General features: G+C 64.2%; 10 protein-coding genes and 1 tRNA gene. 5 read left to right on the top strand and 6 right to left on the bottom strand.

Annotated features, from left to right (window positions below; translation table 11 throughout):
* Positions 1-23: 23 nt before the first annotated feature.
* From ftsZ to ACE3PP_RS16035, 5 genes are all read left to right on the top strand, one after another.
* Complete coding sequence (ftsZ, locus tag ACE3PP_RS16015) at positions 24-1,799, top strand: cell division protein FtsZ (protein ID WP_374384078.1); 1,776 nt, start codon at positions 24-26, stop codon at positions 1,797-1,799.
* Positions 1,800-2,008: 209 nt separating this feature from the next.
* On the top strand, positions 2,009-3,124 hold the full coding sequence (gene bamD / locus ACE3PP_RS16020) for an outer membrane protein assembly factor BamD (RefSeq protein ID WP_374384080.1): 1,116 nt from the start codon (positions 2,009-2,011) through the stop codon (positions 3,122-3,124).
* Positions 3,125-3,140: 16 nt separating this feature from the next.
* A complete protein-coding gene (recN, locus tag ACE3PP_RS16025) occupies positions 3,141-4,820 on the top strand; it encodes a DNA repair protein RecN (protein ID WP_374384082.1) in 1,680 nt (559 codons plus the stop codon).
* Positions 4,821-4,840: 20 nt separating this feature from the next.
* Positions 4,841-6,916: an NAD-dependent DNA ligase LigA gene (gene ligA, locus ACE3PP_RS16030; RefSeq protein WP_374384099.1), complete on the top strand. Its 2,076-nt coding sequence runs from the start codon at positions 4,841-4,843 to the stop codon at positions 6,914-6,916.
* A gap of 6 nt (positions 6,917-6,922) precedes the next feature.
* Complete coding sequence (locus tag ACE3PP_RS16035; protein ID WP_374384084.1) at positions 6,923-7,396, top strand: hypothetical protein; 474 nt, start codon at positions 6,923-6,925, stop codon at positions 7,394-7,396.
* 13 nt (positions 7,397-7,409) lie between these two features.
* Here ACE3PP_RS16035 and ACE3PP_RS16040 read toward each other — a convergent pair whose 3' ends face one another.
* The 6 genes from ACE3PP_RS16040 to hemC all read right to left on the bottom strand — a co-directional run.
* Positions 7,410-7,655, bottom strand: a complete 246-nt coding sequence (locus ACE3PP_RS16040) for a Flp family type IVb pilin (protein WP_374384086.1) — start codon at positions 7,653-7,655, stop codon at positions 7,410-7,412.
* Between the two features lie 113 nt (positions 7,656-7,768).
* Positions 7,769-8,284 (bottom strand): PAS domain-containing protein, encoded by a 516-nt coding sequence (locus ACE3PP_RS16045; protein WP_374384088.1) that lies wholly within the window; start codon positions 8,282-8,284, stop codon positions 7,769-7,771.
* A gap of 143 nt (positions 8,285-8,427) precedes the next feature.
* Positions 8,428-8,502: transfer RNA gene (locus ACE3PP_RS16050), tRNA-Thr, on the bottom strand.
* 40 nt (positions 8,503-8,542) lie between these two features.
* A complete protein-coding gene (locus ACE3PP_RS16055; protein WP_374384090.1) occupies positions 8,543-10,087 on the bottom strand; it encodes a heme biosynthesis protein HemY in 1,545 nt (514 codons plus the stop codon).
* Positions 10,088-10,104: 17 nt separating this feature from the next.
* Positions 10,105-12,207: a uroporphyrinogen-III synthase gene (locus ACE3PP_RS16060; protein ID WP_374384092.1), complete on the bottom strand. Its 2,103-nt coding sequence runs from the start codon at positions 12,205-12,207 to the stop codon at positions 10,105-10,107.
* Between the two features lie 57 nt (positions 12,208-12,264).
* A partial coding sequence (gene hemC / locus ACE3PP_RS16065) for a hydroxymethylbilane synthase (RefSeq protein ID WP_374384094.1) occupies positions 12,265-12,885 on the bottom strand: 621 nt, incomplete at its 5' end.

The raw sequence follows: 12,885 nt of genomic DNA on the forward strand, positions 1-12,885 counted from the left end.
ACCCCAAAAAAGGAGGCACCTCAATGTCACTCAATCTCTCGTTACCCCAAGACCCATTCGATATCCGCCCGAAGATCACCGTGATCGGCGTCGGCGGCGCCGGCGGCAACGCCGTCAACAACATGATCCGCTCGAAGCTGGAAGGCGTCGAGTTCATGGTCGCCAACACCGATGCCCAGGCCCTGCAGCAAAGCCTGTGCGAACGCCGCATCCAGCTGGGCAACACGGTCACCAAGGGCCTTGGTGCCGGTGCGCGCCCCGATATCGGCCGCGCCTCGGCCGAAGAAGCGGTGCGTGAAATCGCCGAACAGCTGGCCGGTTCCAACATGGCCTTCATCACCGCCGGCATGGGTGGCGGCACCGGCACGGGTGCGGCCCCCGTCGTGGCGCAGATCGCCCGCGAACAGGGAATCCTCACCGTCGGCGTGGTGACCAAGCCCTTCCACTTCGAAGGTGCGCACCGCATGCGCCTGGCAGATTCCGGCATCCAGGAACTGCAGCAATATGTCGATACGCTGATCATCATCCCGAACCAGAACCTCTTCCGCATCGCCAACGAGAAGACGACGTTCGCCGACGCCTTCAAGATGGCTGACGAAGTGCTCTATTCGGGTGTCCGCGGCGTCACCGACCTCATGGTCATGCCGGGCCTCATCAACCTCGACTTCGCGGATATCCGCGCCGTGATGGGCGAGATGGGCAAGGCGATGATGGGCACCGGCGAGGCGACCGGCGAAAACCGCGCCATCGCCGCGGCCGAAGCCGCCATCTCCAACCCGCTGCTCGATGAAGTCAGCATGAAGGGCGCCCGCGGCGTCCTCATCAACATCACCGGCGGCATGGACATGACCCTGTTCGAAGTCGACGAGGCGGCCAACCGCATTCGCGACGAGGTCGACCCCGATGCCAACATCATCTTCGGTTCGACCTTCGATCAGGTACTCGATGGCAAGATCCGCATCTCGGTGGTGGCGACGGGCATCGAATCGGTGGCCCAGATCCAGCCGCGCGGCAACAATATGGCGGGTGGCCTGTCGATCGTTGCCCGCAATCCCAATCCGCAACCCGGCGGCTTTGCCGCCAATCCGCAATCGGCCGGCTTCACTGCCGCAGAATCGCGGGTGGATGCGGTGGCGTCGAGCCCGCTCAGCGCCCAGCCGCTCAATGTCCAAGCCGTGACCGCTTCGGGCCAGCGCGCGACGACGATGGGCCAGCCGCAGATGGGCCACACCATGATGACGCCGACCCTCGGCGCCACGGCGCTGCAGGCGCAGCCGGTTCGTCCGATCCTGAAGGACGAGATGGCCACCCTTGAAGGCATGACCCAGCGTCAGCCGGAACGTCAGCCGGAGCGGCCCATTGCCGGCACCTTCATCGCCCCCCCGGCGATGGAAGCCCGTCAGCAGCCGACCATGGCGCAGCCGGTGGTACAGCCGAACCCGCAGCCGACCTTCAGTGTCGGCGTGTCGGCGAAGCCCATCGTCGAGCAACCGCGTGTCGAGACCGTGACGCCGCAGGCGCTGCAGGCTTCGGCCCCGCAGGCCGAAATGCGCAAGAAGGCACCGACTCTGTTCGAGAAGATGACCAGCCGCTTCTCCGGTCAGGGCAAGTCGGCCTTGCCGAGCCGCGATGCGGTGCCCCAGGGCGTGCAGCGGCCCGAGCCGCGTGTGACCCGCAGCGAGCCGCAGGCGCCGGTGCAGCCGTCGCTCAACCTCGACCCGACCGACCGTTTGTCGACGAACCGCCAGGAAGAGGAAATGCTCGACATTCCCGCCTTCCTGCGTCGTCAGGCGAACTGATCGCGGCGTTACGCCCGGGGCCGCGTCAGCGCGGCTCCGGCCAGAGGTGCCAACGAACTTGATCGGGCCCGGCAGGGTAACCTGCCCGGGCCCCTTTTTTTGACTTTGGAACAAACACTTGCATAAAGTCGACAGGGGTCGCCCTTGGACTTGAGAAGGTAGCGCGGGCCGCCTATAGTCGAGCCGCTTCGGCCCGGGGAAATGGATCTATGGCGACTCGAAACGGTTTCAAATCAATCGCTTGCGCGAATGGGCTCGCCCGGGTCCTGGCGTCGCTGACGACGGTCGCATGGCTTGCCGCCTGTTCGACCCCCGAACCGGAAATCCCCGATACGCCGGTCGAGATTCTCTATAACAACGCCAAGGATTCCCTGCAGACGGGCGAGCCGGCCAAGGCCGCCAAGCTCTTCGACGAGGTCGAGCGGCAGCATCCCTATTCGAAATGGGCGACACAGGCCCAGCTCATGTCGGCCTATTCCTATTATCTGGTCGACAAATATGACGACGCCATTCCGGCCCTTGAGCGCTTCATCGAGCTCCATCCCGGCAACCGCAGCGCGGCTTATGCCTATTATCTGCGCGCTCTTTGCTATTACGAGCAGATCGAGGACGTGACGCGCGACCAGGGCAATACCGAACAGGCGCAGCGAGCACTTTCCGACGTGGTGGCGCGCTTCCCCAACACGCCCTATTCGCGCGACGCCACGGTGAAGCTCGATCTGGTGCGCGATCACTTGGCCGGCAAGGAAATGGATGTCGGCCGCTATTACCAGACGCGCGGCCAGTATCTTGCCGCCATCAACCGTTTCAAGACCGTGGTCGACAAGTTCCAGACGACGAGCCACGTGCCGGAGGCGTTGGAACGTCTGACCGAATCCTATGTGGCGCTCGGCGTCTTTTCCGAAGCGCAAAAGGCGACTGCCGTCCTCGGCTATAACTATCCCGGCACCGAATGGTATCAGGACGCCTATGCCCTGCTCATGAGCAAGGGCCTGACGCCTGAAGGGAGCGAAGCGGAGCCGCCGATCGCTCTGGTCGATCCGGACCAGATCAAGGGAACCGAGCCGGCACCGGCCCTTGAACCGGCCGTTGCGGCACCGCCGTCGGACATTGCCCCGGCACCCGATGCGGTGCCGGTCGATCCGGTCACCGGCATGCCGCTTCCGACCCAGCAACCCGCTGCGCCGCCGCCACCTGCCGATGAAGGACCGCTTCTTTCGACCGGCTCGTCCGATCAGCTGATGAACCACCCGGAAGGGGAATCATCGGATGGCGATCAGGTGCTGATCCCGACGGGGGAAGACGGCACCCCGGCACCGCAATAGCGGGAGCGTGTCGGCCATGCTCGTTGGCCTGACGATCAACAATGTCGTCCTCATCGAGAAGCTGGAGCTTGCCTTTGCCACAGGTCTGACCGTTCTGACGGGTGAGACCGGCGCCGGCAAATCCATCCTGCTTGATGCGCTGGGCCTTGCTTTGGGTGCGCGTGCCGAAAGCAGCTTGGTGCGAAGCGGCGCCAGTCAGGCCAGCGTCATTGCCGAATTCCACCTGCCAAAGGGGCATGCGGCCCTGGCACTCCTCGACGAACAGGGGATCGAGCAGGACGAGAACCTGATCCTGCGTCGGCAACTGGGTAGCGACGGCCGCAGCCGCGCTTTTGTCAACGATCAGCCGGTCAGCGTCGGCTTTCTCAAGACCCTTGGCGAGCATCTCATCGAGATCGAAGGCCAGTTCGAGACGCATGGCCTTCTCGATCCGGCAACGCATCGCGACCTGCTGGACGGTTTCGGCGGCCATCGCCGCGATGTCGAGAAGGTGGCAGAGGCTCATCGCGCCTGGCGCGCGGCTGACACGGCCCTGTCGGATGCGCAGGCAGTACTCGACAAGGCACGCTTGGACGAGGATTTCTTGCGCCACGCGGTCGCGGAACTGGAGCTTGCTGCCCCACTCGCCGATGAAGAAACCAAGCTGGCGATGGAACGCCAATTGCTGCTGTCCGGCGCGCAGGTGATCGAGGCGGTCAACGCTGCGCATCAGGACCTTGCCGGGGATCGCGGGGCCGACCGCGCCCTGATCGCGGCGGAGCGGCGCCTGCAGCGGCTGGGCGATAAGCTGGGTGAGGCGCTTTCGGGCGAGCTAGCCGCCATCTCCGGCTCGCTCGAACGGGCTGGTGTCGAATTGCGCGATGCCATTGCCGGCATCCAGAACCTGCAATCTTCGCTCGACGCCGATCCGGCGCGCCTGGAACGAGTCGAGGAGCGCCTGCATCTACTGCGCGATCTTGCGCGCAAGCACCGGGTCCGTGCCGACACCTTGCCGGATCTTCTCGCCGACCTCTCAGCGCGCCTGCAACTCATCGACGGCAAGAGCGGCGACATCGCAGGACTCTCAGCGAAGGCCGCCGAGACGCGCAAAGCCTATCTCGCGGCAGCCGGCATCCTGACCCAGGCGCGTCAGAAGGCGGCGAAGGAACTCGATGTGGCCGTCGCCAAGGAATTGGCGCCGTTGAAGCTCGAAAAAGCGCGCTTCGTAACGCGGATCGAGGCGCTGCCCGATTCCCAGTTGGGTGAAATGGGCGTCGACCGCATCGCCTTTGAGGTGGCGACCAATCCCGGCGCCGAGCCCGGCCCCATCCAGCGCATCGCATCCGGTGGCGAGCTAGCGCGTTTCATGCTGGCCCTCAAGGTTTCATTGTCGCGCGCCCAGCCGGTGCCGACCCTGGTCTTCGACGAAGTCGATGCCGGTATCGGCGGGGCGACCGCAGCGGCGGTGGGCGAGCGGCTGAAGCGCCTTGCCGACCAGTTGCAGGTGCTGGTCATCACGCACTCGCCCCAGGTAGCGGCCCTGGGCGCGCAGCATTGGCGGGTCGAAAAGAAGGCGACCAAGGGCATCACCAGCACCAATGTCGCAACACTGACGAACGAGGCGCGGCGCGAGGAGATCGCGCGCATGCTGTCTGGCGCCACCATCAGTGACGAGGCGCGGGCGGCGGCGGACAAGCTGCTGAAAGGTGCTGCGTGAAGGGAAAGAAGGCGGCCCCGCTGAAGCCGGTCGATGAGCTCAACCTGATGGAAGCTCAATACGAACTGGCACAGTTGGCCAAAGAGATCGCACACCATCGCAAGCTCTATTACCAGAAGGACGCGCCGGAGATTTCGGACGCGGCCTTCGACGCGCTGATGCAGCGCAACGAGGCGATCGAGAAGCAGTTTCCCAATCTCAAGCGCAAGGATTCGCCCACCGACAAGGTTGGTGCGGAGCCGGCGCAGGGCTTCGCCAAGGTCGCCCATATTGTCCCCATGCTGTCGCTCGACAATGCCTTTACGGCCGAGGATGTGAGCGACTTCGTCGATCGGATCCGGCGCTTTCTGGGCCTCGATGCCGAAACGCCCGTGCCGCTTGCGGCCGAGCCCAAGATAGACGGCCTCTCGGCCAATCTGCTCTATGAAGATGGTGTCCTAGTCCAAGGAGCGACGCGCGGTGACGGCGCCGTGGGTGAGGATATAACCGCCAATCTCCGCCATGTCGCCGGCCTGCCGCAGAAACTCAAAGACGGTAACCATCCGGCCCGCATCGAGATCCGCGGTGAAGTCTATATGTCGAAGTCGGGATTCCTGCAGCTCAATGCGGCTCAAGAGGCGGCGGGCAAGCCGGTCTTTGCCAATCCCCGCAACGCGGCCGCAGGATCGCTGCGCCAACTCGATGCCAATATCACCAAATCCCGACCGCTGCAGTTCTTTGCCTATGCGTTCGGTGCCGTCGAAGGGTTGCAGAAGCGGCCGACCAGCCAGCATGGCTTGAACGAACAGCTCGTTGCCTGGGGGTTCAGCGTCAATCCCCGGCGCCGGGTGGCGCATGACCTTGATGAGACGCTGGCATTCTATGGCGCCATGCAGGACGACCGGGCGACGCTCGATTACGATATTGACGGCGTCGTCTACAAGGTCGATCGCATCGACTGGCAGGAGCGCCTCGGCTTCATCGGCAGGGCGCCACGCTGGGCGATCGCCCATAAATTTCCGGCCGAACAAGCCAATACGATTCTCAATGCCATCACCATCCAGGTGGGCCGTACGGGCGTACTCACGCCCGTTGCCGAACTGGAACCGGTCAATGTTGGTGGCGTGATGGTCAGCCGTGCCACGCTCCATAACGAAGATGAAATCAAGCGCAAGGATATCCGTGTCGGCGACCGGGTGATCGTGCAGCGTGCTGGCGACGTCATTCCGCAGATCGTGGCGGTTCTCGATGCCGATCGAAAGGGGCGTGGACCTGAATTCCAGTTTCCCCAGACCTGCCCGGTCTGCGGGAGCCATGTCGAACGCGTTCCCGGCGAAGCTGCGACCCGCTGCACCGGTGGCCTGATCTGCCCGGCCCAAGCGGTCGAGCGGCTGCGTCACTTCGTGTCGCGCATGGCCTTCGATATTGATGGGCTGGGCGGCAAGCATATCGAGGCATTCTTTTCCGACCAGCTCATCAAGTCACCGGCCGATCTGTTCCGCCTGAAGGACAAGCGCGCACGCCTGTTGGAGCGCGAAGGCTGGGGCGAGCTGTCGGTCGACAATCTGTTGCGAGCGATTGAGGCGCGGCGTGAAATTTCACTGGAGCGCTTTATCTATGCGTTGGGCATTCCACAGATTGGCGAGGAAACGGCCAAATTGCTGGCCCGGCATTACGTGACCGTCGATGCCTGGCGCGACGCGATGATCGCAGCCAAGGACGAGGCGAGCGCTGCCTATCTCGACCTCGCAACGATCAGCAGGGTTGGTCCCTCGATCCGCGCAGACCTCATCGATTTCTTCGACGAGAAGCACAATCGCGACGTGCTGGCCGATCTTACCGGCTTCGTGACCGTGCAGCCCTATAAAGCTCCCCAGGTGGCCGATTCCAAGATTGCCGGAAAGACCATCGTCTTCACCGGTTCACTTGAGCAGATGACGCGCAATGAGGCAAAGGCCAGGGCCGAGGCTTTGGGAGCGAAAGTGGCCGGTTCGGTTTCCAAGAATACGGACTATCTTGTTGCCGGTGCCGACGCCGGATCGAAGGCCGCAAAGGCCAAGGAACTCGGCGTCACTGTCTTGACCGAGATGGAGTGGTTGGAACTCATCGGAGGGTAGGCGCGCGTGATCAACCGAGACGACATCAGATCGTCTTTCGTCCGGGCCGGTTACGATTACTGGCTGGGAAAGCAGCGCGCACTCGGCAATGGAGAGGCTATCCCCATGCGGCGGGACTTCGACCCGCTGATCGAGGCGCCGCGCATCGTGCCGCACCTCATGTTGATGGACGTGCAGCCCGATCCGCTCGATTTCCGCTACCGAGTCGTTGGCACGGCCTTGCGACCGCACATGGCTGAAGATTGGACAGGGCGATGGCTGAGCGACATATCCTTCCAGCGCCCCGGCTCGACGGTCTGGGAGAACAATGTGATCGTGCTCAAGGAACGCCGGCCCCTTCTGGCGTGCCCACCCTATATCGGGCCGCACAAGGATTTTCTGTTCGTGGAGAGCATCATCATGCCGCTTGCCGGTGAAGGCGATGCCATTGCAATGCTGATGTTCGCCGTCGATTTCATCCGCGGGCCGGGCCGCGGATGAAACATCCGATCCGTCAGTTGCCGGTCGACGCTTCGGCGGAATTGCTGGCTGATACAAGCTGAACGCCGACGATTGAGAACATGCGGTTCAAACCATTGCCGGCCATTGATGCGCCGATGACGATGGCAAGGGCGATCGAGAACGCAATCATCGCATACTCAATGCCTGTCGCACCGAGCTCGTTGCCAATATTGTTGAACAAAAGCGATCGGCTGGATCGCTGACGGGCGATGGAAAGAGGTCGCAAATCTTCTGCCACGGCAGCACCCCATGCTGTTCCAGGTGATCGGGCCGTGCAACCGATCATCCAACAACGCCCCAGAAGCACCCTATCACATCGAAGCCATACGCAGCCAGCAATCTGCACCCCGATCATTCGTGTTTGGCTCGCCGCCATTGCTTGATTTGATCAAGCAATGCCCGCACGCGAGTCCGGTGCGGACCATAATCCTCGATGCCGATGAACTGGCTGACGGCGTTGGTTCCTTTGGTCAGCGGCCAAATGCCGAACTCATAGGAAAAAGTCCCACCGTTCAGGGTTCGCACGGTCGAAAGGCCATAGACTGGCCGCATGCTTTCAGCACACAGGTGATAATTCTCCATCCACGCTTCTTCATCGTCTCCGGGCGGAATCAACTCATCAAGATAGCAACCGGTGAAATCCATGCCGGTGACGGCGACCACTTCAGTCCCCAGCAAGCGATAACGAACGCGAAAAGGCGGCACGACTTCTGACAGGAGGATATAGGGCAGCAACTGTGGGATTTCAGTGGGATCGAGATCGGTCCGATCAGGGAGCCTTCGGTCAGCTGCTTTTTCACGCCACCAAGCATCAAGAGCGCGAACGCGTTCCGAACTCGTCTTGTCGATATCCTGCCAGGCGCTCATTTCTGTCTCCTGGTCTCTTCAAGGATAGTAGAAGAAACCAAGGCGAATACAACCTCGGGGATTCGATCTAATTGCAGATCATGATGCCGATGGCTCCACCCCAAGCGGGGCCGGTCTGCCGAGAAACATCTATGAGGGGAGAATGGTGCCGCCTCGCGGACTTGAACCGCGGACCTACTGATTACGAATCAGTTGCTCTACCGCTGAGCTAAGGCGGCGCCGGACTAGGCGCATGGGCCGAATTGACGAGGCCGGAAGCTAGTTTATCAGGCGCGCGGCGTCAACAGATGCGGCGTCTGATGTCGTCGATGTTTCGCTTGGCCCGGCAGTCTGAGCCGAACGCGGCGAAACAGAAATTTCCCGTGCCGAATCAATGACCTCGCCCACATTGGCAGGGTGGTCGGCCGAACTCGAACTCAGCGCCAGGGCCGTCCCGCCCAGGCGCTGGGCGGCGGGGTGGCGCCATTCCAGGCTGTCGAGCGCTTGGCAATGCGGGCAGACCAGCTGCCAATGGGCACTTTCCGGCCCCGCTTCGCCGTGATGGCCGCATTGCCGGCAGATCCAGGCGGCGTCCGGGCGGGCGGCACTCGCCGCGTCCAACCAGCGGCGGGCAGCCGAGGTATCGTGACGCTCGCGTTCCTCCAACTGGGCCAAGGCCCGGCAGGTCGAGCGGCTGGGACCACCCAGTTGTTCTGATTCCAGGGCGCTCAGGCGCTCGATATGGCGTCGCGCCTCGCCCCACAATTCGGCGGCAAGATCCGCCTCGGCCAGCAGCCGGTGGCTTTCGGCGTGGTCCGGATTCTGTTTCTGCAGGCGCTCCAAGCGCTGCGTGCGTTCCAACGGCTTTTCGTTTTCACCGAGCGTCAGATAGATCTCGCCGAGGATCTCGTGCGGGTGGCTGTCCCAGATCTGCTCGATGAGGCGCATCGCCTCCTTGCGCTTGCCCAGACGCAGCAGCAGCCGGACCAGCACGAAGCGCGCCGGAGCGAAATCACCGGCAAGCTTCACGGCCTCGCGCGCAGCACTCATGGCGACATCGGCCGAGACGTCGGTCCCGTCCGGAATGAGTGCCTGCCGCGCCTTCTCGGTCAGGAGGGCTGCACGGCGATGCTGGCCGGTGCGCGCATCGATGGCGCCGGCGCGGACCAGGGCCTTCAGACTGTCGTCGGCGGAATCGAACCGGCCTGCCTTGGCCTGGAGGCGCAGCGCCGTCTCGGCCGCCCATTGCGCATGCGGGTTGGCGGCAAGCGCGCGCTCGGCCAATTTGCGCGCCTCGGTCTCGTTGCCTTCGCGCAGCGCACTCATGGCAAGGCCGCGCAGGCCCAGGATGGCCGTTTCCGGTGTTTCGGCGAGCGCTTTGAAATGTGCATGGGCCGCCGCTTCATCGCCTTCGAGCTGTGCTGCCTGGGCAGCGAGGAGGCGGGCGATGGGTGGCTCTGACCCGCGCCGCGCCAGCAGCTTGCGCGCGACCAGCGACAGGCGCTTGGCTTCGCGCGCATCGCCGGCCGCCGCCGCGGCAAGGCCGCGTGTCAAGGCCTGATAACCCTTGGCCTCGCGTGCCGCACCGCGCACCGCGCCAATGTCGCCGGGCACGGCAACGATGCGTGCGATGACGCGCCCGATCGCATAGAGGATTAGAAGGGTCACAAGCACGCCGAGCAGGGCCAGGGCGATCGGGTGCAGGTCCAGCCGATAGCCGAACCAGGTGAGCGCCAGATTACCCGGCCGGTCGGCGAGATAGACGGCGACGATCACGAGGATGGCAAGCTTGAGAACGAACCAGGAGACGCGGAGAAAGGTCATCTCGGGGGCGCTCCGCTTCAGTTCGACGGCGCGGTGCCGGCATCGACCGCCGGCGCCAGCGCCTCGGCCGAGAGCTTGGCAAGATCGGCTGCCGCTGCTTCGAGGGTGAGGCGCGCCTCGGCACCAGCAAGCCAAGTCTTGGCGGCGTCGCCCGCCTGACCGGTCAGGGCCTTTGCTTCATTCACCGCCGCTGCAAGATCGCCGTCGTTCAGGCGTGCCTCGGCGCGCGCCAGATGCGCCATCGGCGTATCGCCCTCGACCTCGCCCACCGGCCGCAATGTCGCCAGTTCGGAAAGGCGGTTGAGTGTTTTCTGCAGCCACGAACTCTCAACGCCCAACGCCGCACCGGCCGCGTCCGCCGATGCCGCCTGGGCGATGCGGGGTGCCGGGAAGCCTGCCTGCAATTGCGGCAAGGTCGGCACGCCGGTATCGGCGAAGGGCCGCAGTTTGGCTAGGGCCGGATCGAGTTTGGCACCGACATCGGCATCTGCCTGGCCAAGGTCGGCAACGGCGGCAAGCTCGGCGGAGAAGGGGGCTTCGCTGGCGAGCGCGCCGCGCAACTGGCCGAGGCTCAATACCAGGGCGGCCGCGCGCTGGCGCTTCAACACGGCTTCCGCATTTTCTTGCGAGACGGCATCAATATTGGCGCCGAGCGTCTTGGCCTGTTCCTCAAGCGCGTCGAGCCGGTTGCCCAGCGCCGAGACATTGTCGAGCTGCGCTTTCGTCGTCTCGATCTGGGCCTTCTGCGCCGCTGTCTCGCTGCTCAGGAAATCGAGCCGCGTGGTGGTGTCGCCGAGAGCCGCGAATTTTCCTTCCAGCTCCGCAATGCGGCTGGTGAGGGCGGAAATGTCGACGCCGGCAGGTGCCTCAGCAGATTGTGTTTGGGCAGCGGCTTCATCGGTGGCGGTCGTGCTTTCCTCGGCCGGCAGGCCTTTCAGCTTCTCTTCCAGGGCGGCCAGCCGCATTTCGATCGGACCTAGATCGACCGGCGTCATCTGGTTGGTTGCATTGCCGCTGGCCTGTGCCAGTTGATCCTTCCAGTCCGTGATCTCGGCCTGCAAGGCTTCGATATTCTGCCGCGCCTCGCTGTCGACTGTTTGCCGCATCGACAATTGCTGCTTCAGGGCGGCGATTTCGTCATTGATGGTGCCGAGATCGGCTGTGGCGGGGGCCATTGCACCGAGCGGCAGATGGGGGCGCCAGAGGGGCTCGGCCACCACCATACCCGCACCGGCGACGGCGCCGGCGATGAAGCCCAGCACCAGACTGCTGCCGCGATTGCCGCTGGCGGGTTTCGGCATGGCGGCGACGATGGCAGCGCCGGCCGCGGCTTCGCTCGCCGCAGCGGCACGCACCTTTTCGTCGATGCCGTCGGCGGTCGAAGCCCGGTCCGGCACCGTCTCCGTGCCCTGATCCTTCGCTGGATTTGCCATTTCCGCCTCTCTTCTTTGCTGCTCTTCGAGCACCAAGGCTGACATTGCCTCGCTGTCGGGTCTCGGCGCAACCGCAATGCTGCGCCAGCCGAGCCCGCTGATTTCGCGCGCCACGGCGGCACTGAGGCACAGGGCCGTTACTTGGCCGAGCCCATCTGCCGCCTGCGCGACTTCTGCGCGGCGCCATAAGTCCACGAAAGTCCGCGCCGATCGCGGCGAAAAGAACAAGGCCGCATCGATGCCGCCGAGGCGCAAATTCATCAGGGTCGCCGCCGACAATGAGTCGGCCGGAACGGCATCATAGAGCGTCACGCGCCGGACCGTGTAGCCGGCTGCTTCAAGCTGCCCCTTAAGGTCCCCTGCAAGGCTCGATCCGGCGGCGTGCAGCAAGGTGCCGTCCGCTGGGATCAATTGCTGGATGATCAGGCTTGCAAGGCTGCTGACATCCCCGCCCGCGGCGGTGACGTCCGTGAAGCCAGCGGCGCGGGCGGCTGTTGCCGATGCGTCACCGACAGTCAGGATCTTGATATCGCGTCTCGTTTCAGCGGCCGCAAAGCAGCGCACGCCGTTGGCACTGGTAAAAAGGACGGCCTGAACGCCGGCAAGGTCGATCGTGGGCGCCGCGATCGGTTGGATATTGAGCAAGGGCTCGATAGCCACATCGATACCGCGCGCGGCGAGACTCACTGCCAGGCTATCGGAATCTTCCCGGGGTCGCGTGACGAGAATGCGCATGGCTGGACGTTAAGCCAGGAAGTCCGGCCCGGCTAGTGACTTAAGGGCACGGCCCGCTTCAACGCCAAGGCGGGTCGCGTCGGCCACCGGCCCGATGCGCGAATCGCGATGCACCTTGCTGCCGTCGGGCTTGGCCACCAGGGCCGTGAGATGCAGCAGTCCGTCGGCGCCGATCCGGGCATGCGCCGCGATCGGCGTGCGGCACGATCCTTCGAGTTCGGCAAGGCAGGCGCGCTCGGCCAATACGGCCGCTTCGGTCGCCGTGTGATGGAGCGGTGACAGCAGGTCACGCATGCGGCGATCGGTCGCGCGGATTTCCAGGCCGATGGCACCCTGCGCTACGGCCGGCAACATTTCCGTCATGTCGAGAATGGCGCTCGCGACTTCCGCCTTTCCCAGGCGCTTGAGGCCGGCGAGTGCCAGCAATGTCGCATCGGCATCGCCGGCCGCCAGTTTGGCCAGGCGCGTCCCGACATTGCCGCGCAAGGTCACGACCTTGAGATCCGGCCGCTGGGCCAACAGCTGCGCCTGTCGCCGCAGCGAGGCAGAACCGACGACGGCGCCCTTTGGCAAGGCCGCGATGCTGTTGCCGTGGCGGCTGATGAGCACGTCGCGGGGATCTTCGCGCTC

Origin of the sequence: Dongia sp., assembly GCF_041910485.1 — a bacterium.
Taxonomy (GTDB): Bacteria; Pseudomonadota; Alphaproteobacteria; order Dongiales; family Dongiaceae; genus Dongia.